General features: G+C 65.4%; 23 protein-coding genes. 7 read left to right on the top strand and 16 right to left on the bottom strand.

The features are described from left to right. Positions 1 to 95 precede the first annotated feature (95 nt). The 3 genes from K5L94_RS06195 to K5L94_RS06185 all read left to right on the top strand — a co-directional run bounded on the left by K5L94_RS06195 (position 96) and on the right by K5L94_RS06185 (position 2,324). Positions 96 to 869: a hypothetical protein gene (locus K5L94_RS06195; RefSeq protein WP_188238821.1), complete on the top strand. Its 774-nt coding sequence runs from the start codon at positions 96 to 98 to the stop codon at positions 867 to 869. 23 nt (positions 870 to 892) lie between these two features. Continuing rightward, entirely contained in the window at positions 893 to 1,858 is a 966-nt protein-coding gene (locus K5L94_RS06190) for a TIR domain-containing protein (RefSeq protein ID WP_274512254.1), read from the top strand. A 64-nt stretch (positions 1,859 to 1,922) separates the two neighbouring features. Then, entirely contained in the window at positions 1,923 to 2,324 is a 402-nt protein-coding gene (locus tag K5L94_RS06185; protein WP_141057202.1) for a hypothetical protein, read from the top strand. On the opposite strand, the gene K5L94_RS06180 is transcribed toward K5L94_RS06185, so the two are convergent. The 4 genes from K5L94_RS06180 to K5L94_RS06165 all read right to left on the bottom strand — a co-directional run bounded on the left by K5L94_RS06180 (position 2,321) and on the right by K5L94_RS06165 (position 6,132). After that, positions 2,321 to 2,584: a hypothetical protein gene (locus K5L94_RS06180; protein WP_141057203.1), complete on the bottom strand. Its 264-nt coding sequence runs from the start codon at positions 2,582 to 2,584 to the stop codon at positions 2,321 to 2,323. The genes K5L94_RS06185 and K5L94_RS06180 overlap by 4 nt on opposite strands. A gap of 290 nt (positions 2,585 to 2,874) precedes the next feature. After that, complete coding sequence (locus tag K5L94_RS06175) at positions 2,875 to 3,318, bottom strand: ankyrin repeat domain-containing protein (RefSeq protein ID WP_188238817.1); 444 nt, start codon at positions 3,316 to 3,318, stop codon at positions 2,875 to 2,877. Positions 3,319 to 3,451: 133 nt separating this feature from the next. Beyond that, on the bottom strand, positions 3,452 to 4,225 hold the full coding sequence (locus K5L94_RS06170; protein WP_188238816.1) for a nucleotide-binding protein: 774 nt from the start codon (positions 4,223 to 4,225) through the stop codon (positions 3,452 to 3,454). 11 nt (positions 4,226 to 4,236) lie between these two features. Next, entirely contained in the window at positions 4,237 to 6,132 is a 1,896-nt protein-coding gene (locus tag K5L94_RS06165) for a site-specific integrase (RefSeq protein ID WP_274512252.1), read from the bottom strand. 136 nt (positions 6,133 to 6,268) lie between these two features. Between K5L94_RS06165 and mutS the strand changes: the two genes are divergently transcribed. From mutS to K5L94_RS06150, 3 genes are all read left to right on the top strand, one after another. After that, entirely contained in the window at positions 6,269 to 8,890 is a 2,622-nt protein-coding gene (gene mutS, locus K5L94_RS06160; RefSeq protein ID WP_425507578.1) for a DNA mismatch repair protein MutS, read from the top strand. Positions 8,891 to 9,082: 192 nt separating this feature from the next. Beyond that, a complete protein-coding gene (locus tag K5L94_RS06155) occupies positions 9,083 to 10,726 on the top strand; it encodes a catalase (RefSeq protein WP_008264912.1) in 1,644 nt (547 codons plus the stop codon). A 108-nt stretch (positions 10,727 to 10,834) separates the two neighbouring features. After that, positions 10,835 to 11,437, top strand: a complete 603-nt coding sequence (locus K5L94_RS06150; protein WP_049456157.1) for a DUF937 domain-containing protein — start codon at positions 10,835 to 10,837, stop codon at positions 11,435 to 11,437. A 72-nt stretch (positions 11,438 to 11,509) separates the two neighbouring features. Here K5L94_RS06150 and K5L94_RS06145 read toward each other — a convergent pair whose 3' ends face one another. The 3 genes from K5L94_RS06145 to K5L94_RS06135 form a co-directional block, all read right to left on the bottom strand. Further along, positions 11,510 to 12,598, bottom strand: a complete 1,089-nt coding sequence (locus tag K5L94_RS06145; protein ID WP_274512249.1) for a glycoside hydrolase family 5 protein — start codon at positions 12,596 to 12,598, stop codon at positions 11,510 to 11,512. Positions 12,599 to 12,810: 212 nt separating this feature from the next. Next, on the bottom strand, positions 12,811 to 13,218 hold the full coding sequence (locus tag K5L94_RS06140; RefSeq protein WP_008267691.1) for an RNA-binding S4 domain-containing protein: 408 nt from the start codon (positions 13,216 to 13,218) through the stop codon (positions 12,811 to 12,813). Positions 13,219 to 13,227: 9 nt separating this feature from the next. Beyond that, a complete protein-coding gene (locus K5L94_RS06135) occupies positions 13,228 to 13,467 on the bottom strand; it encodes a hypothetical protein (RefSeq protein WP_053449143.1) in 240 nt (79 codons plus the stop codon). Positions 13,468 to 13,529: 62 nt separating this feature from the next. Between K5L94_RS06135 and K5L94_RS06130 the strand changes: the two genes are divergently transcribed. After that, positions 13,530 to 15,011: an MATE family efflux transporter gene (locus tag K5L94_RS06130; RefSeq protein ID WP_274512248.1), complete on the top strand. Its 1,482-nt coding sequence runs from the start codon at positions 13,530 to 13,532 to the stop codon at positions 15,009 to 15,011. 69 nt (positions 15,012 to 15,080) lie between these two features. Here K5L94_RS06130 and K5L94_RS06125 read toward each other — a convergent pair whose 3' ends face one another. From K5L94_RS06125 to K5L94_RS06085, 9 genes are all read right to left on the bottom strand, one after another. Further along, positions 15,081 to 15,491, bottom strand: a complete 411-nt coding sequence (locus tag K5L94_RS06125) for a DUF1801 domain-containing protein (RefSeq protein ID WP_274512247.1) — start codon at positions 15,489 to 15,491, stop codon at positions 15,081 to 15,083. A gap of 38 nt (positions 15,492 to 15,529) precedes the next feature. Continuing rightward, positions 15,530 to 15,964, bottom strand: a complete 435-nt coding sequence (locus K5L94_RS06120; RefSeq protein ID WP_274512246.1) for a DUF1801 domain-containing protein — start codon at positions 15,962 to 15,964, stop codon at positions 15,530 to 15,532. 80 nt (positions 15,965 to 16,044) lie between these two features. After that, positions 16,045 to 16,425 carry a DUF6404 family protein gene (locus K5L94_RS06115; protein WP_053449139.1) on the bottom strand — a complete coding sequence of 127 codons (381 nt, stop codon included), beginning with the start codon at positions 16,423 to 16,425 and terminating at the stop codon, positions 16,045 to 16,047. An 82-nt stretch (positions 16,426 to 16,507) separates the two neighbouring features. Then, complete coding sequence (gene rplS / locus K5L94_RS06110) at positions 16,508 to 16,909, bottom strand: 50S ribosomal protein L19 (RefSeq protein WP_005408597.1); 402 nt, start codon at positions 16,907 to 16,909, stop codon at positions 16,508 to 16,510. A gap of 154 nt (positions 16,910 to 17,063) precedes the next feature. Further along, complete coding sequence (gene trmD, locus K5L94_RS06105; RefSeq protein WP_053449138.1) at positions 17,064 to 17,822, bottom strand: tRNA (guanosine(37)-N1)-methyltransferase TrmD; 759 nt, start codon at positions 17,820 to 17,822, stop codon at positions 17,064 to 17,066. Between the two features lie 8 nt (positions 17,823 to 17,830). Beyond that, positions 17,831 to 18,343, bottom strand: coding sequence for a ribosome maturation factor RimM (gene rimM / locus K5L94_RS06100; RefSeq protein ID WP_010483256.1), 513 nt, complete (start codon positions 18,341 to 18,343; stop codon positions 17,831 to 17,833). A gap of 44 nt (positions 18,344 to 18,387) precedes the next feature. Further along, positions 18,388 to 18,648: a 30S ribosomal protein S16 gene (gene rpsP / locus K5L94_RS06095; RefSeq protein WP_005415733.1), complete on the bottom strand. Its 261-nt coding sequence runs from the start codon at positions 18,646 to 18,648 to the stop codon at positions 18,388 to 18,390. Positions 18,649 to 18,779: 131 nt separating this feature from the next. Continuing rightward, on the bottom strand, positions 18,780 to 19,562 hold the full coding sequence (locus K5L94_RS06090; RefSeq protein WP_053449137.1) for an aminotransferase class IV family protein: 783 nt from the start codon (positions 19,560 to 19,562) through the stop codon (positions 18,780 to 18,782). Next, positions 19,559 to 20,635, bottom strand: a complete 1,077-nt coding sequence (locus K5L94_RS06085) for an NAD(P)H-dependent flavin oxidoreductase (RefSeq protein WP_053449136.1) — start codon at positions 20,633 to 20,635, stop codon at positions 19,559 to 19,561. The genes K5L94_RS06090 and K5L94_RS06085 overlap by 4 nt, the downstream gene beginning before the upstream one ends.

Raw genomic sequence — 20,635 nt, 5'->3', positions numbered from 1 at the left:
CCTAAAAAGGCCCCGCTTCGGCGGGGCCTTTGCGTTGCGTCCGCCCATTAAATCTGGCACAAGGATTCTAGGACGTATATCAGCGAGGCAAGGGAATGGCGGACAATGGAGCGGACGGGGAGCAGACGAAGAAGGAAGCCGACAACGCCGGCGCCAAATCGCCCTCGCACATCGCTTCTGCGCTAACAACGATGGCGGGCGGCATCTTGGCCGTGGCTACCCTGATCGGGTTCTTCCTCCATTTGTCCGGTGATGTCGCGCATTCGACCTACTTGACAGAGATGGGGGTTCCTGCGGCCCTCTTCCCCCAAGCCACCGATGCAAAAATCATCCATGGCTACTACGTGGTCATCATCCAAGGCATTCGCCTGATCAGCGACATTCCTTGGGGCATCGTGTTCACGATGATTGGAATGTCCACGCTGTCCATTGTCATCGCCCGTGCGCCCGTCAAGGAAAACACAGCGATGCGAGGGTGGCTTGAGCGGCGATCCTATTGGATCAGACAACCTATCGTTGCGCTTCTGGGATCAGCGGTGTTCCTCTCTGCCGTAGCGAGCGTCGGTTGCTTTGTCCTACTACTGGCCATCGTGCCGGGCCTTGTAGGGGAGAAGTTTGGCAAAAGCAAAGCCGACGAGACAAAGAAGCTGCTTCTTGCGGAAGCCTCGGCAAAGGGCTCAGAACTCTGGCAGGGTTCAGAGCGCCTCGCCGAAGGCCGCGTTGTTGAGGCGAGCGACAGCTGGATCGCAATCTACGACAGCGAGCTAAAGACGGTGCGAATTCTCAAAAACGATGGCATTGAAATAAGAACTCACCTATCGACTGCAAAGGCGTCTGATCAGGCTAGCCCGCCCATGCAATCGCAATAACTCCACCTGTTCAGGAGAACGTTGTGCCCACTGTGTTCTTTTCCTACTCCCACGCCGACGAGGACCTTCGGGACCAGCTTGAGAAGCAGTTGGCCATGCTCAAGCGGCAAGGTGTGATTGAGACTTGGCATGATCGCCGCATTGGCGCGGGGCAAGAGGTTGGCCAGGTCATCGATGACCACATCAACAGCGATGACATCATTTTGCTATTGGTCAGTCCGGACTTCATCGCCTCCGATTACTGCTACGACATCGAGATGAAGCGGGCCATGGAACGCCACGAAGCAGGCGAAGCCATCGTCATCCCCGTCATTTTGCGTGCTTGCGACTGGCACCATGCGCCCTTCGGAAAGCTGCTCGGCATGCCCAAGGACGGAAAGCCTGTCACTCAATGGCCGGACCGGGATGAAGCTTTTCTCCAGGTGGCCAGAGCGGTTCGGGACGCCGCCGGACGCATTTCAGGGAGCCAAGCCCCGGCTACCGTGAAAAATCCCCCGTCGAAGGCAACCGTCAGACAAAGTGATGCCAGCCCATCAATAACCAGCCCACGCTCGAGCAACTTGCGGTTATCCAAGACCTTCACCCAACGGGACAAGGACCATTTCAAGACCGAGACGTTCGAATACATCGCCCGCTACTTCGAGAACTCTCTTGCTGAACTGCAGGCAAGGAACCCGGGATTCGAAGGCGTGTTCCGGCGCGTGGATGCTAACCGTTTTTTTGCCACGATCTACAAGGATGGTAAGGACGTTGCCCGAGCGACCGTATATATGGGTGGCATGCTGGGCGGGATCAACTACCTTCACGGCGAATCCGACAGCAGCAACTCGTCCAACGAGTCCCTTTCGGTTGACGCTGACGACCAAATGCTCTTCCTGACCAGCATGGGCATGTCATCGTTCGGGCGCGAGCATGATCGGAAGATGAGCCAGGAGGGGGCAGCAGAGCTGCTGTGGGGACTGGTTATCGCGCCACTTCAACAGGGATAGAGCACCCTCATTCCTTAAAGCTGTTTTAATCGCATAGGCCGCCATCCAACAGTTAGGAAGGGTTATGAGTATCAAGTCGAATTCGTATGGAAAAAAACCCAACAGTCCCGCCCCTGAAGTAGGCGACAAAGGCGAGCCAATTCCGGCGAAGAATCAACTTCCAGAACCAATTCCCGCTCTCTCCGAAGAGGGGCTAGTGGCCGGCGATGTGCAACTGGCAAGTTCTGGTGATGTCGACAAGCCCAGCACAATCACAAGTCCCCAGCGTGCAAGCGGCGAGAGGCCCGTAAGAAAATACTACTTGGTCCCTCCGAAAGGGACGACTTGTCCGCCAGAGCATGTCAGCCTGCAGCTTGCTTCGAAGTGGGCGGCCTATGAAATCCCAGGCGGAGGGCACATAGGCAATTACGATTCGGAAGAACAAGCGATCCTTTGGCTAGAAGAACGCGGGTATCGGGAGGGCTAAACCCCCTGTTTTTCATCGGCAGACCAGAGCCGTGGGAGATCTCGGATCGCGTTACCCAAGCCGTCCACAGGCTTGTAGACGCTGCCAATGTCGATGTCTTGAACCTTCGGCGCGTTAGCAACTGAACGGTTCTCCCAGTTTGCATGCCAATGATCAATGCAAACGTCGGTCGCTAGGTCCGCCTCTTTTTTTGCCTGCGCGACGGGCAGTCGATGTAGCGCGGCAAGGAAAGCGGCATTCCAAAAATCCTCAATTTTCATGTTTGGTCTCTCGGCTAAAGAGCTGATCTAGCAAACATGGGCGCATTGTCAATCCTGAAGCCTCACAATTTTCACGTGTGCGAGCGCTATCCGTGCCGGCAACGCACGGCAGGCTAGCTACGAAGGAGGCCTAACCGCTACGGTGCCTAGACACAAACAGGACACCCCTTTGGGTTGCGCTCCTCGGGATGATCATGGGCTCAGACACGGGCGGATCCGCCATCTTCGCTCCATTTCGATTCAAAGACCGCGATAACCGAACATAGGCGGAAACGAGGGGTGATCATGTATCAGTACACCGTGTCAGACTGCCCCTTGGAATTAAGGAAGTCGACAAACGCATCGTCCCCCATTTCTTTGGCCTCTTCCTTCGGCTCCCCCTCTTCCACGCTAGCCCCCGCAGCAATCAGTGCCTCGGCGACCTGACACTTAACCTCGAAATCGAGCTCCACGTCACGGGCCAGCCAGACCAAGGGAGGCTGATCCTCTTCGTCGTCTGTGTAGGTATACGCGTCCGGGCCCAGCCCGGTAGCCAAAAGCGCCCTCACAAGCTCCACATCCCCCATCACGCAAGCGTTGTGCAGCTGGGGATACATCAGTGACCGCCCACGCTCGTGAAGGCCTTCTGGCAGCGCCTTCACTGCGTCCAGCATCTCATCGAAGCGTTCGCGGAAAGCCTCACTGCCCCCGTAGAGGTCGTCGAAGCCCATGGCGGCTGCGATGCGTGCGTTCATATCTTTTCCTCTCTGAGGTTGAAGGACCATCACCTATCCAAGTGGGTGCTACGCGCTCCGACATCGGCTTAGGCCAAGTGCGCGCTGTCTCTAAACATCCCCGTAGTCGCCTCCCCCGGGCTCGTCTGCCGCGTCACGACACTTCGTTGTCTCGGGCAAATGGCCGCACTGGCACAACCATCGCATCCCTTGGTGCCCAACGCGCCTCCAGATCAGTGGCTCGCTGGGCGGCTTGGGCTTGGCAGAGTTCCTGCATCGCCGCCTGCAACACCTTTACGTAGGCGGCGTGGTAGGGCTCACGCGTCTCCCAGTCGACCCAAGGCGCCTGCAAGGCCAGCTCGACTGTGGCATCCCAAACGTCACCCCGTTCAAGCGCACTGCTAAGCACGTCGTCGCTCACCACCAAGACGTGGCCGGCCACCCGGCCATCCACCAACGCCCACTCATGGGGAACCACGGCAATGTCATCGAGCGTGGCCAGCGTGGCAATGCGCCCCAACTTCTTCTGAAGCCGGCTTGCGTCGTCGCGCGCCTGCCGCAAGGCCAATTCGATTTCCAGCTCACGGACCCGTTGCTGGGCTGCGTCCAGTTCGTCGATCAAGCGACGCTCTTTGACGCTGCGGCCCACGCGTGAGGCCTGCCAAGCAACGAGTTCGGTGTAAGGGTAACGGACGTGCTCGTTGGCCCCTCCAACAGCGCGGCCGGCCCCTTTCACGAAGGGCGGCCCTGCGGGGGGCGTTCGACGGCGCCACTCCCCAAGCGTGTCGAAGTGGACCCCGAGGTAGCGCGCCGCTGCCTTGGTGCTGATCGTAGGAGGCGGCAAGCCTGCGGCAGCTTTGTTCAGCTCAGCATCCAGTGCCGCAGAGCGCTGCTCCAGGTAGTCCTCTTCCTTGCGCTGGCATTCCATTGGGTCGCTCCTTACTGGGCGTCGCGCCGGTTTCTTGCTGAGAAAATCGAGACTGGGGCATCGCCGGACTCGTCCAGCCGGGGCTTGTCCGTCCCCTTCAAGCGATTCCAAACACGGGGACTCGTGGCCACCATGTGCTCTTCCACCCGTCCCATGGCCTCGCGGAGCTTGGACCACTCCTGCTCGGTGTAGCGCTCCGAGACAGCGGCCATGCGATCCTCGCCTCGTCCCAACGTTCTGTGGTGGAGCAATTGGGACACGATTCGACTTTCGCCGAACAGGAGGGCGGCGTAACGGCCGAGCGTCCGGCGCAGGTCGTGGAGGGTCAGACCAATGTCCACCTCTGCCCGCAGATCGAGCAACCCCGCGTCCCGGCGCACGTTTGCCACGATGCTCTTGCTGTCCGAGTAGTGCCCCGTCGTGCTGCGATCTGATCGGGCGGGAAAGACAAACATCGTTTTGGCCAGCGCGCGGCGTGCCTTCTCTGCTTCCTTCTCCAGCCGGTCCAGAAGATCCCGGCGTGCACGCCTGGCTCGAGCGGCGCCCAACACTTCTTCCGCGTCCGCTAGGTCTTGCTTGAGCTTGGTTTCGTCCGCGCGCTCGTCGTAACGCCGCTGCAAAATTTTTTCACCAAAGTAGGCCACCGGCAGGTAGCGCTCCTCGCCATTCTTGGTATCAAACAAGTAAACCTGAGAGCCCGCTCGCCTCGTGTAAGGGTTGACCTCATCCGGCCCGGCCAACCAGACCCAGGATACCTCCGACTGGCGCAGCTCGCCGGGGGAGCACCGGTCAAACCAGCGCAGGGGAGCGGCCTCGCCGCGGCGGGTGCCCCAGAGCAAGGTCAGCAGCAAGTAGTCTGCGCCGGTGGCGTTCAAGCCGCCCTGCTCGTCCCGTCGCGCCAAGATCACCTTAAGGACCGTGGGAAGCGTCTCGTCCCCCAACGGATTGCGCACTTCCGCGCGCTCGTAGTGCCGGCGCAGCGCTTGCGAGTCCCGCAGCATGTCGTCGTCGTGGATGACCTGGAACGGGTTGTAGCGCAGCACCGGTTCCCGCTGCTGCTGAGCCGCCGCTTTGCGTTCCCGCTTCAGCACCAGGTCGACCGCCCTCTTCGCGTCTGTGAACGCGTGCTCGGTCGACGCCAAACCGGCCGCTTTGACTCGCTGGATGTACTTCCCGGTCACGCCCAACGCTTCGAGCTGTTGCGTGGAGAGCTCGGCCCAATCCGGTTGATCAGCCAGCGCTTGGCGCATCGGGGTGGGGATTCGGTTGGAGCGCACCATGGACGATCGCCGCAAGCTGTCGAACGCACGGTGGATGTCCTTGTCCAACAGCTGAAGGATCGGTTTGTCCGCCAGCCCGACTTCCGGCCGAGCGAACCGCGCCAAGCTGTCCTGGATCGCCCGGATGCTGGCGGGCTTGGCTTTCTTGTTGCGGACGCGCTTCTGCAGGTCCTCAACGTAGGCCGCAAAGCAATCCGCCAGCGTGAGCCCCTTCAGCTCCACCAGCTGCTCGGCTCGGGCCTCTTCCTTCGAAGGATGCTCGCCCGTTTCTCGAACCACGGCCAACTTCCGCCGCGCCAGCTCGTAGGCTTGCTCCGGGCCGATGTCGGTGACGCTGCCCAGGGAGAAGCGACGAACCCCGGCTGGGCCACGGACCACGACTTCATAGGTGGTGCGGGTGGTGCCCACGTAGAAGCCAAAGCCCGTCGGCGCCCCCTGATTGCCGTCCAGGACGCGGTAAGGCTTCCCGGCATCTTCGGGGAGTCGAGGCGCGATGACCACCCTTCCATGCTTGCCTTCGACCGGGCCTTTGGCCACGCTCAGTTCGCAGATTTGCCGGTAGGTCAGCTTAAACTTGGTGCCTCGGCGGCGCGGGGTCTCTGCCTGCGCCGCAACAACCGTATCCATGGTCGATCCGCCGTCTGTCCGTCGCAACATCGATTTGATCCTCTTTGAGTGACTAGCGCAACTGAGGCGCAACGAATAACCCCGTTACTTGCCGCAAGTGCCCTGGATTGATCGCTACAACCCGTAGGAAGTTCTCTTGCAAACCACTGATTCAAAAGCGAAACCGTCTGCATCGAAGGCAAGCGCAGAGCACACGCCCCTCATGAAGCAGTTCTTCGCGGCCAAGTCCGACCATCCGGACCTGCTGCTGTTCTTCCGCATGGGCGATTTCTACGAGCTGTTCTACGACGACGCCCGCAAGGCGGCGCGGCTGCTGGACATCACCCTGACCCAGCGCGGCAGCTCCGGCGGCGCGCCGATCCCGATGGCCGGCGTGCCGGTGCATGCCTACGAGGGTTATCTGGCACGGCTGGTGGCGCTGGGTGAGTCGGTGGCGATCTGCGAGCAGATCGGCGATCCGGCGCTGGCCAAGGGCCTGGTCGAGCGCAAGGTGGTGCGCATCGTCACCCCCGGCACGGTGACCGACGAGGCATTGCTGGACGAACGCCGCGACACCCTGCTGATGGCGCTGTCGCGTACCAAGCAGGGCTACGGGCTGGCCTGGGCCGACCTGGCCGGTGGCCGCTTCCTGGTCAACGAGGTGGAAACCGACGACGCGCTGGAAGCCGAACTGGCGCGGCTGGAGCCGGCCGAACTGCTGGTGCCCGACGAAGAGAACTGGCCGGAATTCCTGCGCCAGCGTACCGGCGTGCGCCGCCGCGCGCCGTGGCTGTTCGACGCCGACAGTGGCCGCCGCCAGCTGCTGGCGTTCTTCAAGCTGCATGACCTGAGCGGTTTCGGCATCGATGACAAGCCGCGCGCCACGGCTGCGGCCAGCGCCCTGCTCGGCTATGTCGAAGAAACCCAGAAGCAGCGCCTGCCGCACCTGACCTCGATCGCGATGGAAACCGCCGGCGAGGCGATTGCGATGAATGCCGCAACCCGCCGCCATCTGGAACTGGATACGCGCGTCGATGGCGACACCCGCAACACCCTGCTGGGCGTGCTGGACAGCACCGTGACGCCCATGGGCGGGCGCCTGCTGCGGCGCTGGCTGCACCGCCCGCTGCGCCTGCGCGAGGTGCTGGTGCAGCGCCACCATGCGGTGGAAACGCTGATCGACCGCGGCAGTGATGCCGACATCCGCGAGCAGTTCCGCCGCCTGGGCGACCTCGAACGCATCCTCACCCGCGTCGCACTGCGCTCGGCGCGCCCGCGCGATTTCTCCACCCTGCGTGACGGCCTGGGCCTGCTGCCGGCAGTGCGCGAGGTGCTGGCGCCGCTGGATTCTCCACGCCTGCAGGCGCTGCACGCCGCGCTGGGCGAACATGACGAATGCGCGCAGCTGCTGGCCAGCGCCATCGCCGAGATGCCGCCGCTGAAGCTGAGCGATGGCGGCGTGCTGGCCGACGGCTTCGACGAGGAGCTGGACGAGCTGCGCCGCCTGTCGACCCATGCCGACCAGTTCCTGGTCGACCTGGAGCAGCGCGAGCGCGAGAGCAGTGGCATCGCCACCTTGAAGGTGGGCTACAACCGGGTGCACGGCTATTACATCGAGATCAGCAAGGGCCAGTCCGACCGCGCACCGGTGCACTACACCCGTCGGCAGACACTGACCAACGCTGAGCGCTACATCACCGAGGAACTGAAGGCCTTCGAGGACAAGGTGCTGTCCGCGCGCGACCGTTCGCTGTCGCGCGAGAAGTACCTGTACGAGCAGCTGCTGGACACCCTCGGCGGGCAGCTGGAACCGCTGAAGCAATGCGCGGCAGCGCTGAGCGAGCTCGACGTGCTGGCCGGCTTCGCCGAACGCGCGCAGGCGCTGGACTGGGCACGCCCGGAACTGCAGGCCGAGCCCTGCCTGAAGATCGAGCGCGGCCGCCACCCGGTGGTCGAAGCGGTGCGCGAACAGCCGTTCGAACCGAATGACCTGGACCTGCATCCGGACCGCCGCATGCTGGTGATCACCGGCCCGAACATGGGCGGTAAATCGACCTACATGCGGCAGAACGCGCTGATCGTGCTGCTGGCCCACATCGGCAGCTTCGTGCCGGCCAGCCGTGCGCTGATCGGCCCGATCGACCGCATCCTGACCCGCATCGGCGCCGGCGACGACCTGGCCCGCGGGCAGTCGACCTTCATGGTCGAAATGGCCGAGACCAGCTACATCCTGCATCACGCCACCGCGCACTCGCTGGTGCTGATGGACGAGATCGGCCGTGGCACCTCCACCTATGACGGCCTGGCCCTGGCCGACGCGGTGGCCCGCCACCTGGCCTACCAGAACCGCTGCTACACGCTGTTCGCCACCCACTACTTCGAGCTGACCGCGCTGGCCGACGAGCAGCACGAAGGTGGCCGCAGCGGCATCGCCAACGTGCACCTGGATGCGGTCGAGCATGGCGAAGCGCTGGTGTTCATGCATGCGGTGAAGGACGGCCCGGCCAACCGCAGCTTCGGCCTGCAGGTGGCGGCACTGGCCGGCCTGCCCCGCGCCACCGTGGCGCAGGCCCGTCGCCGTCTGGCGGAGCTGGAGCAGCGCGGCGGAGAAAGCCATGCCGCCGAACTGGCGCCGCAGGCGCTGGATGCACCGCAGCAGTTCGGCCTGTTCGCCGCGCCGGCCAGCAAGGCGCAGGAAGCGCTGGCGGCGATCGACCCGGACGAGCTGACCCCGAAGCAGGCGCTGGAAGCGCTGTACCGGCTGAAGGCGCTGCTGTAACCGCAGCGCACGTCCATGGCCTCCCGCCTGGCCGCGGGGGGCCAATTGAAAGATTCCACAAATCCGATTCTGTTTTTCAATTGACAGAATCTATCAACCTGAACGAATCATTCGATTATTCATTTCATCTGGCCCTAGCTACAGTCGAGTGAAGATGTTTCCCACGTCTTCACCGCCACCAGGAGCCAGCCGATGAGCCAGTCCGACAACAACAACGCCAAGTGCCCTTACCACAGCGCCCCGACGCCTGAGGAAGGCGCCCAGCAGCAGCGCGAGCTGAGCACCACGCCGAAGCAGAAGCACGGTGACGACCCGGTCACGCCGATGACCACGGCCTTCGGCGCGCCGGTGGTGGACAACCAGAACAGCAAGACCGCCGGCCCGCGCGGCCCGCTGCTGATGGAAGATGTGTGGCTGCTGGAGAAGCTGGCCAATCTCAACCGCGAGATCATTCCCGAGCGCCGCATGCACGCCAAGGGCTCGGGCGCGTTCGGCACCTTCACCGTCACCCACGACATCAGCAAGTACACCCGCGCCAAGCTGTTCGAGAAGGTCGGCAAGCAGACCGAAATGTTCGCCCGCTTCACCACGGTGGCCGGCGAGCGTGGCGCCGCCGACGCCGAGCGCGACATCCGCGGCTTCGCGCTGAAGTTCTACACCGAAGAAGGCAACTGGGACCTGGTCGGCAACAACACGCCAGTGTTCTTCCTGCGCGACCCGCGCAAGTTCGCCGACCTCAACAAGGCGGTCAAGCGCGACCCGCACACCAACCTGCGCAGCGCGCGCAACAACTGGGATTTCTGGACGCTGCTGCCCGAAGCCCTGCTGCAGGTGACCGTGGTGATGAGCGACCGCGGCATCCCGCGCAGCTTCCGCCACATGCACGGCTTCGGCTCGCACACCTACAGCTTCACCAACGCCGACAGCGAGCGCTTCTGGGTGAAGTTCCACTTCGTCAGCCAGCAGGGCATCGAATCGCTGACCGACGCACAGGCGCAGATCCTGGTCGGCCATGACCGCGAAAGCCACGGCCGCGACCTGTTCGCCGCCATCGACAAGGGCGACTTCCCGAAGTGGAAGCTGTTCATCCAGGTCATGCCGGAACTGGATGCGGAAACCTACCGCGTGCACCCGTTCGACCTGACCAAGGTGTGGCCGAAGAGCGACTACCCGCTGATCGAGGTCGGCCAGTTCGAACTGAACCGCAACCCGGTCAACTGGTACCAGGACGTGGAGCAGTCGGCGTTCGCACCGAGCAACCTGGTGCCGGGCATCGGCCCGTCGCCGGACAAGATGCTGCAGGCGCGCCTGTTCGCCTATTCCGATGCGCAGCGTTACCGCCTGGGCGTCAATCACCACCAGATCCCGGTGAACGCTGCGCGCTGCCCGGTGCACAGCAACCACCGCGATGGTGCGATGCGCGTGGACGGCAACTACGGCGGCCTGCCGCACTACGAGCCGAACAGCTACGGCCAGTGGCAGGAGCAGCCGGAGTACCGCGAGCCGCCAATGAAGATCCGCGGTGACGCCGACTTCTGGAACTTCCGTGAGGACGACGCCGACTACTTCAGCCAGCCCGGTGCGCTGTTCCGCAGCTACAACCAGGCGCAGAAGGACCGCCTGTTCGCCAACACCGCCCGTGCCCTGGGCGATGCGCCGGACTTCATCAAGCAGCGCCACATCGACAACTGCAGCAAGGCCGACCCGGCCTACGGTGCCGGCGTCGCAGCAGCCCTGAAGGCGCTGGCCAGCCAGCCGTCGGACCCGTTCAAGCCGGCACAGCCGGAAACCGACTTCCCTGCCGCCACCCCGGGCGCGGAAGACATCGAGCTCTGATCGGCCTCCCCCGTGTACGGCACGCCGCCTCCCCGTGAGGCGGCGTCGCCGTTTTAACGGTCCGCGTCGTACCTTCTGCACGCCCCATCCCAATCGAGGATTCCCCTGATGAGCCTGACCGATGAACTTCTCGCCAAATTGCAGGGCGCTCCGCTGCAGCAGGTGTCGCAGCAGCTCGGCATCAGCGATACCCAGGCCTCCGGCGCGATCAGTGCCGCGCTGCCGGTGCTGATGGGCGCGCTGGGCAACAACGCTGCGCAGCCGCAGGGGGCGCAGGCCCTGCTCGGCGCGCTGCAGAACAACCACAGCGGCCTGGACCTGGGCAGCGTGCTCGGTTCGGTGCTGGGCGGAGGTGGCGGTGGTGCCGCCAGCGATGGCGCCGGCATCCTCGGCCACATCTTCGGCGGCAGCCAGCAGAAGGTGGAAACCGGCCTGGCCCAGGCCACCCAGCTCGACAGCGGCCGCACCAGCCAGCTGCTGCAGATCCTCGCGCCGATCGTGATGGCCTTCCTCGCCCAGCGGCTGGGTGGCGGCCAGGCCGATGCCGGCTCGCTCAGCCAGGCGCTCGGCCAGGAAAAGCAGCAGGTGCAGCAGCAGGGCGGCATTGCCGGTGGCCTGCTCGGCAGCGTGCTGGACCAGGACGGCGACGGCCAGTTCGGCATGAGTGACCTGTTGAAGCTGGGCGGCAACCTGCTCGGCGGCAAGCGCTGACCGGCGCTGTCGCCGGGGATGACCCGGCATGATCTGCATCGCTACGGATCACGCCGGGCCCTGCCCGGCGTCCTACCGGTTCCCGGCCTTCAGCCGCTGCAGGATCGGCGCGAACAACGGCGCCTGCATCGAGCGCGGCGGCACCGCTGGCTTTCCTTGTTCCTGTGCCTGCCAGTACGACCACGGCAGCGCCTTGTCGCCCAGTTCGTAGTCCATGCCGTCCCAGCCATCCTCGCGGAAAGCGTAGAAGGCCCAGTGCACCTTGTCCTGTTCCAGCACCTGCAGCACGTCCTGCAGGTAGCGGCTGCAGTCGGGCCAGCGGCGCATGCAGCCGAATTCACCGACCACCATGCGGTTGGCCCCCACCCCGTGCGTCTTCGCCCAGTCCATCGGCTGCTGCAGGTAGCTGCGTACGCGCGCCGCGTCCCAGCGCTCGCTGTGGCCGCCGAACGGCACGCTGCCCGGGTAGCGCCAGGGCTTGGCTCGCTTCTGGTTGGGCGCACTGGTCGCCGCGTACGGTTCGTACATGTGCACGCTGTACAGCAGCCGGGTATCGGCCAGTGGTGCCGGCCAGTAGTTGAAGCCATCGGCGGCCGCATACCATCCGGCATCCAGCATCAGCGGCATTTCCGCGTCGACCTCGCGGATGCGCGCGATCAGCTCCGAGTAGAAACGGCGCAGATCACGCGGACCGTCCTGCACCCCGGCGTACCACTGCTGCATCGCCTCGCTGGACGCATGTTCGGCCAGGCCGGCACCGAATTCCGGCACCGGTTCGTTGATCAGGTTGTAAGCGGCCAGTGCGGGATGTCCCTTCAGCGCCACGGCCAGGTCATGCCAGAAGCGTAGCGCCGGGGCGTGATTGTCGAACGACTGCCACAGGCGCTGGTCGACCTTGTCACCGTTGTGCTGCTTCCAGCGCAGCAACGGCAGCGACAGCGGGGTGAGCACCACCTTCAGTCCGGCCGCGTCGGCATCGTCCAGCACGCGGCGCAATGTCGCCAGATCAGCTGCGACCAGCCCTTGATAGTCGTCCGCGTTGCCGATCAGGAAGTCACGGCCGCCCTGCGCCTTCCACTTGTCCGGTACCAGCCGCACCCAGGTCGCGCCGGTCGCACGCAGCGCCTCGAAGTAGTCCCGGTCCGGAGGCGACATGTTCATGCTGTTGCCCCCGCGCTGCGGAGCATCCCAGAAGGTGATATCGGCCGCGTGCAAGGGCGCGGCAGCAAGCAGGGACAGGCACAACAATAGGCAACGCATCGGCAGGCTTCCAGAAGGTGAACATCCAGCCTGCCCCGCCGCTTCCGAACGCACCGTGACTCGCGCCTCCTTTCGCACCGCGATAGGAACAATGCACCGGAATCGCCGTTCCGTCAGAGCGCGTCGATATCACCCAATGCCCGTATCAACCGCCGCGCGCGCTTGTCCGGCTTGTGCTCCGGCGGCTGGAAGCCATCGCGGGCGGCGATGCGCAATGCGCGCTGCTCGGCACGACGCGCCTTCGAGGCTTCGCTCTCGGCGTACAGCTGCTGCGCTGCCGGGGCCGGCCCGCGCTGGTCGCTCAGCCCCAGCACCTGGATCTCGAAATGCTCTTCGCCACGATCGACCTGCAGCTGCTCACCCACGCGCACAGCGCGCGAGGATTTCGGGCGCTGGCCAGCCACGCTGACCTTGCCGGTCTCAATGGCCTGCTTGGCCAGGCTGCGGGTCTTGAAGAAACGGGCCGCCCACAGCCAGATGTCCAGGCGGACACTGGGCGACAGCGGGGAAAGCTCATGCATCGGTGCGTACTACTCCGGTGGCTTGTTCAGGGGACGCGGATGGTCGGGGTCGGTACGGCAACCGCTGCCCCCGATCAGGGTGGGTACGCCAGCGGACAGATCCTGGCGCTGGCTGCCGACCAGGCACTCGGGCCGGTCGGTCGGCCGCACCTGGGTATCACCCAGCCGGTCGTCCATCGAACATGCGGCCAGTACGACGCCGATCAAGGCCAGCGCCATGCCCCGTCCCACCCGTAGTCGTTGATGCATTGCCACATCCCGCAAACCGGCTTGGTGCTAGTGTGCGCCTCCCGGGAATCGATCACCACTCCATGGCCAAAGCGCCGCTTGACCTGACCTCCGGCCCGATCGGCCGCAATCTCCTGCTGTTTTCCCTGCCGATCCTGGCCGGCAACATCGCGCAGTCGCTGAATGGTTCGGTGAATGCGGTGTGGGTGGGGCGTTTCCTCGGCGAGGCGGCGCTGACCGCCACCGCGAACGCCAACAACATCATGTTCTTCCTGATCGGCTCGGTGTTCGGCTTCGGCATGGCCTCGACCATCCTGATCGGCCAGGCCATCGGCGCACGCGACATCGCCCAGGCGCGGCGCGTGGTCGGTACCAGCGCCACCTTCTTCATCGGCCTGTCGGTGATCATCGCCATCGCCGGCTGGTTCATGGCGCATCCGCTGCTGGCGGCGATGGGCACGCCGGCCGCCTCGCTGCCGCTGGCCGAGGCCTACCTGCAGATCATCTTCCTGGCGATGCCGACGCTGTACGCGTTCGCCTTCCTCACCGCCGCGCTGCGCGGTGCCGGCGATTCGCGTACGCCATTCCGCTTCCTGATGGTGTCGGTGGCGCTGGACATCGTGCTGAACCCGGTGCTGATCTTCGGCATGGGGCCGTTCCCCGCGCTGGGCATCGCCGGCTCGGCGTGGGCCACGCTGGTCGCGCAGACCCTGTCGCTGGCCGGCCTGCTGCTGTACATGCGCCACAAGCGCCACAAGCGCCACACGCTATGGCTGGGGCGTGCCGACATGCGCCTGTTCAAGCTCGACCTGACCATCCTCAAGGCGCTGGTGCTCAAGGGCGTGCCGATGGGCCTGCAGATGGTGCTGATCTCGCTGTCGGTGATCCTGCTGATGACCATGGTCAACCAGTACGGCACGGCTACCGGCGCAGGCTATGGCGCCTCGCTGCAGCTGTGGAACTACCTGCAGATGCCGGCGATGGCGATCGGTGCGGCCTGCTCGTCGATGGCCGCGCAGAATGTGGGCGCACAGCGCTGGGACCGCGTGCGTGGCACCGCACGCCAGGGCGTGATGTTCAACTTCCTGCTGACCGGCGCACTGATCCTGCCGCTGGTGGTATTCGATCGCCAGCTGCTGGCGCTGTTCCTGCCGCCGGCCAGCGAGGCATTGGACATCGCCCGCCATCTCAACCATGTGGTGATCGGCTCGTTCCTGTTCTTCGGCGTCAGCTTCGTGATCTCCGGCGTGGTGCGCTCGACCGGCGCGGTGATTCCGCCGCTGCTGATCCTGGCCGGCTCGCTGTGGGGCGTGCGCGTGCCGTTCGCCGAACTGCTGCAGCCGTACTGGGGTGCCGATGCGATCTGGTGGAGTTTCCCGGTCAGCTCGTTCGTATCGATGCTGCTGTCGCTGGCGTATTACCGCTGGGGCGGCTGGCGCAAGGCGAAGATGATCGGCAAACCTTCGCACGCCGAGGAACTGGCCACGCCCTCGGAAATTCCGGCCTGCCCGCCCTCGCCGGTGGCCGACCCGGATGCCGCATTGGAATCATCGCCGCCACGGTAGTGCCGGCCGCTGGCCGGCAGCTTCATGCCGCTCCGGAATCATCACGCAACAGCCGGCCAGCGGCCGGCTCTACCGCTTCTTCTTTTTCGCCGCGTTGAACATCGCCGCCTCGCGCAGCAGCGCCTTGAACGCGGCGGCATTGGGCATCGCGCCTTCATGGATGTCGATCGCGCGCCGCGTGTTGCCGTCCAGGCTGGCGTTGAACAGACCCTTCGGGTCCGCCAACGCCGCACCGTTGGCGAAGGTCAGTTTCACCGCCTGCTTGTAGGTCTCGCCGGTACACAGGATGCCGTTGTGTTCCCACACCGGCGTGCCGCGCCACTTCCAGGTTTCCTGCACCTCCGGCAGCGCTTCATGGATCAGCGCGCGCACGCGTGCCAGCGTCTCGCCACGCCAGTCGCCCAGTTCGGCGATGCGTGCATCGATCAGTTCGGCCGCCGGGGTTCCGGCATCGGCAGGGTTGGGCGCGTGCGTGGCCATCAGGTGCTCTCGTCGGGAAGGACATCGAAACGTCGGGCTTACATGCGCTCGCCGGGCAATGCGGCCGCCTGCCGCACCCAGTCGAGGAACCGGGCTTCATCCAGCACGCCGTCCTGCCGCAGGTGCAGGTAGCGCGTATCGGCGCTTCTGGATGGCTCGGGCGGCACCGGCTTCAATGCAGCGCCGCGGAAAAACGCGACCTTGATGTAGCGCGTGAAGCAATGGAAGCTGAGGAACCAGCCTGCGCCCGGGGCCGCCGCATACATTGGCGAATTCCATTTCACCGCCTTGTGTACGCCGGGCACGGCCTGCTCGATCAGCGCATCCAGGCGCTCGCCGATCGGTCGTTTCCAGTCCGGCATCGCCGCGATGTAGGCCTGCACCGTGGCATCGCCCTCGCCCTTGGCGATCTGCGGGTTGCCACCGGACAGCAGCCTGGGAACGGCGGAAGGTGCGGTTCGCTTGGCAGGCATCGCACGGCACGTCCATCTGAGTGGAAAGCGCAGCCTAGCGCGGTGCATGCCTGCCGGTCACGGCGCGCTGCGCCATCGGTTCAGTCCGTCTGGCCGGCCAGGAACTGGCGCCAGCCCGGCAGCTTGCGGTGACGCCGCAGCGCATGCATCAGCGCCGCCATCACCACGCCGAACAAGGCACCGGCCAGCAACCCGGCCACCAGCAGCAGGGCCAGCGGGCGCTCACTGCCCTGCCACAGCATCAGCCACATCAAGCCGGTCCAGAACAGCCCGAACAACAGGCCCTGCACCAGCGCATTGGTGCCGAAGCCGGCCAGGATCGGCGGTGGCAATGCGACGCCCACTCGCCACAGCAGCCGATGCAACAGCGGGGCCGACTGCGCACGCGCCAGCCCCTTGCTGTCGAGAAAGCGCAGCGCCGACTGGATTGCGGCGGGATAGCGCGGATTGATGTCGCTCATCACCTGATCGTGACCGATGCACGGCCGGAAACGCAAACGGCCACCCGAAGGTGGCCGTCGCGGCAACAACCGAAGTTGTTTATCAGGCCTTTTCGGCCAGACGGGCAGCCTTGGCGGCAGCAGCGGCAGCCAGGTCTTCCTTGATGCGGGCAGCCTTGCCTTCCAGGCCACGCAGGTAGTACAGCTTACCGGCGCGGACCTTACCACGACGCTTCACTTCGACCGAGTCGATGATGGCGCTGTGGGTCTGGAAGACGCGCTCGACGCCGTAGCCGTGCGAGATCTTGCGGACGGTGAACGAGGAGTTCAGGCCGGCATTCTTGGTGGCGATCACAACGCCTTCGTAGGCCTGCACGCGCTCGCGGCTGCCTTCCTTCACCTTCACGTTGACGACAACGGTGTCGCCCTGGCTGAACTTCGGCAGTTCGCGGGTGATCTGGGCGGATTCGAATTCCGCGACGATGGACTTGTTCAGCTTGCTCATGGGTTACACCGATTCTTGTTCGGGTGGGTGTGTCGTTTCGACAACGTAGGCTGATGCAGTCACTGGACTGTGCTGCACGTTTGTTGTGGGTACTGCGCGCGCCGGCCGGGGCTGGCGGGAATTGGCCATGATAGCCGATAAAGCCAGCCCTGCGCTAGGGGCGGGCCTTCTGTTTCAGGGCCTGCCGGGCCTGGTCCAGCAGTTTGCGGTCGGCCTTGCCCAGTGCCTGTTCATCCAGCAGGTCCGGGCGCCGTTGGGCGGTACGGACCAGCGACTGCTGGCGACGCCATGCAGCGATGGCCGCGTGGTTGCCCGAGCGCAGCACCTCCGGCACGTCACCCAGCGGATGCTGGGCCGGCTGGCTGTAGTGCGGGCAGTCGAGCAGGCCGAGGTCGCCCTCGAAGCTGTCCTGCGCCGCAGATTCGGCGTCGTTCAGGGCGCCGTCCTGCAGGCGCGCCACGGCGTCGATGATCACCGCCGCGCCCAGCTCGCCCCCGGACAGCACGTAATCGCCGAGGGAAATCTCCTCGTCGACATTGGCTTCCAGGAAACGCTCGTCGATGCCTTCGTAGCGGCCGCAGAGCAGGACCATGCGCGGCAAAGCCGCCAGTTCCCGCACCTTGGCCTGGGTCAGCGGTGCGCCCTGCGGGCTGAGGTAGATCACCCGCGCCGGGGCCGGGTCGGCGTCGCGGATCGCCTGCAGGCAGGCCTGCAGCGGCTCGATCAGCATCACCATGCCCGGGCCACCGCCGAACGGACGGTCGTCCACCCGGCGGTAGTTGCCTTCGGCGTAATCACGGGGATTCCAGCCATGCAGGCTGAACAGGCCCTTCTCCTGCGCACGCCCGACCACGCCCAACCCAGCGGACTGGGCGAGGAACTCGGGGAACAGGGTGATGACGTCGAAACGCATGCTCACACTCAGAACTCGGGATCCCAGTCGACCACGACCAGGTTGGCCTCGAAGTCGACCGATTTGACGAAGTCCGGCTGCACGAACGGAATCATCCGCTCGCGGTCACCACGGACCACCACCACGTCGTTGGCGCCGGTGCTGAACAGGTGCGAGACCTGGCCCAGGGCGACGCCCTCGGTGGTCTTCACGTCCAGGCCTTCCAGGTCCACCCAGTAGTACTCATCGGGCTTCGGCGGCGGCAGCGCACTGCGCGCCACGTAGATCTCGGTGCCGTGCATCGCTTCGACGGTATCGCGGTCCTCGACGCCGGGGAAACGGGCGACCAGGTGCTTGCCGCTGTCGCGGCCACGCACACCTTCAATCGTGGTTTCCACGCCGGACGGGCTGCGCACGATCCACGGCTGGTAACGGAAAATGGCGGAACGTGGCTCGGTCCAGGACTCGAGCTTGATCTCGCCGCGCACACCAAAAGCGCCGACAACCCTGCCCAGCAGGATGCGGCGCTCGATATCTTTCATCTGCTTCAACCAAGAGGGCCACGCCGAAGCGTGGCCCGTCAGGATCAGGCCGCAGCGGCCTGGGACTTGGTCGCTTCCTTGATCAGGTTGCGGACCTTGTCGGTCGGCTGGGCGCCGTTCTTGACCCAATGGTCAACGCGGGCCAGGTCCAGCTCGATGCGCTTCTCGGCGCCCTGGGCGACCGGGTTGTAGAAGCCAACGCGCTCGATGTTGCGGCCGTCGCGCGCGCTGCGCACGTCGGTGACGATGATGTGGTAGAACGGACGCTTCTTGGCGCCGCCGCGGGTCAGTCGAATCTTGACCATGGTGTTTTTCCTATTGCCCAGTCGCCAGGATGGCGAGGTAAGCGGGCGATTATAGCGGCAGAGCCGGGCCGAGCCAACCCCGGGGGTGCCCCGACCTTCACGGTAGCACCGGGCCCTGCCCGGCGGGGCTTTCAGCCCAGATCGTCCCAAGGCACCCCTGCCAGCACCGCCCTACCCTGTTCAGCCAGCGCCTGCGAACCCGGCAGGACATGCCCGTCGATGGCCTCCAGCGCCCACAGGCCGCTGGCATTGCAGGCGAAGGCCGCCTTCACGCCAGCCAGGGCCGCCCGCGGGAGGGGCCGGCTGACCTGCGGGCCGGGCCAGTGCTGCTTCAGCAGGCTCTCGGCGGTACCACGCAGGGCGGGGGCGCGCGGCCAGAGCAACTGGTGACCGTCGTGGACGGCCAGGTTCCAGGTTGTGCCTTCGCTGATGCAGTCGTCGCTGCCGACCAGCAAGGCATCGTCGAAGCCCTCGGCCATCGCCGCACGCCGCTCGGCGAACAGGCCAAAAGTGCCTACATGCTTGATCTGCGGCAGCTCGCGCTGCCAGACCACGCTGCGCACCCGCTTGGGTGCGCTCAGTGCCACCGGCGCCGAGACGGCCACCAGCACGTCCACCGGCACGGTCGCCAGCGGGCTGCGGAAATCGAAGTGGCGCGAGTACACCGTCACCCGCAGCGAGGCATCGGCCCGCGCCGCCTGCTGCAGCGCCTGCACCATCCACGCCTGCACCTGCCCCGTATCCAGTTCGCTGCCAAACAGTTCGCGCGTGGCCTGCGCAAGCCGCGCCAGATGCAGGTCGAGCCCCTGCACGGCACCGCCGCGCACCTGCAGCGAGGTGAAATGGCCATAGTTGACCAGTGCCGGCAGCAGGTCCTCGACCTGCGCCGGCTGGCCGTTGCAGGTCACCGTCATCGCAGCAGCGCCTGCGCCTGTTGCCACATGCCACGCAGCACGTCGGCGGCCGGCTGTGCCGGGGCCATCCATGCCGACTGCCCGGCCCACGCCTGCATCGCCGCCAGCCGGTTTTCCTGTACGGCCTGCCTGCGCATCGGTGCGGTCAGGCCGCGCTGCACCGGGTACGGGCGCGGTGCAGGTGCGCCGTCCGCGGCGGCGGCGCGCACATAGGGGGTGGCCAGGCCACGGCCAAGGCGGCCACTGAAGGCACGCGTCGGCCAGGTATCCTCCGGCTCGCTGGCGGCCAGCCCGTCGGCCCACGCCGAGGCGATCGCCGCTTCGGGCGTGCGCAGGAAGGCCGTACCGATCTGCACGGCGCTGGCGCCCAAGGTGAGCGCGGCGGCGATGCCACGGCCATCGGCGATGCCACCGGCAGCGATGACCGGAATCCGCAGGTGATCGGCCAGGCGCGGCAGCAGCGCGAACAGCCCGACCAGCTGGCGCTCGGCCATCGCCGGATCAAAGGAACCGCGATGGCCGCCCGCTTCCACGCCCTGCGCCACCACCGCATCGGCGCCGGCGTCCTGTGCCGCGCGTGCTTCGGACAAGGTGGTCGCACAGGCGATCCAGGCGATGCCGGCATCCTTCAGCTGCTGCACATGGCGTGGCTGCAGCACGCCCATGATGGTCGAGGCCACTGCCGGGCGCGCCGCCACCAACGCGGCGAACTGTTCCTCAAAATCGGCAGGCGTGGCATCGGCAGCACTGGCCGGCACGTCCGGCCCCCACTGTGCAAGGAAGGTGCGGCTGGCAGCCTCGGCGGCAACATCACGGGTCGGCGCCGGGTCCGGCACCCACAGGTTCACCTGTGCCGGACCGGTGGAAGCGGCACGGAAGTCGTCCATCCATCGGCCGATATCGGCCGATGACGACAGCACTGCGCCCATCGCGCCCATGCTGCCGGCATTGGCCAGCGCGGCCGACAACGGCACCGGGCAGGCGCCGGCCATCGGTGCCAGCAGGATCGGAAGCTGCAATGAAAAACGCCGACAGAAGGCGTCGGCGCGTTCAAGAATCGGCGATGCGTTCAC

It is taken from the genome of Stenotrophomonas forensis (genome assembly GCF_028752115.1).
GTDB lineage: Bacteria > Pseudomonadota > Gammaproteobacteria > Xanthomonadales > Xanthomonadaceae > Stenotrophomonas > Stenotrophomonas forensis.
Note: the sequence above shows the minus strand (reverse complement) of the source record. Positions and strands in the feature narration are given on the sequence as shown.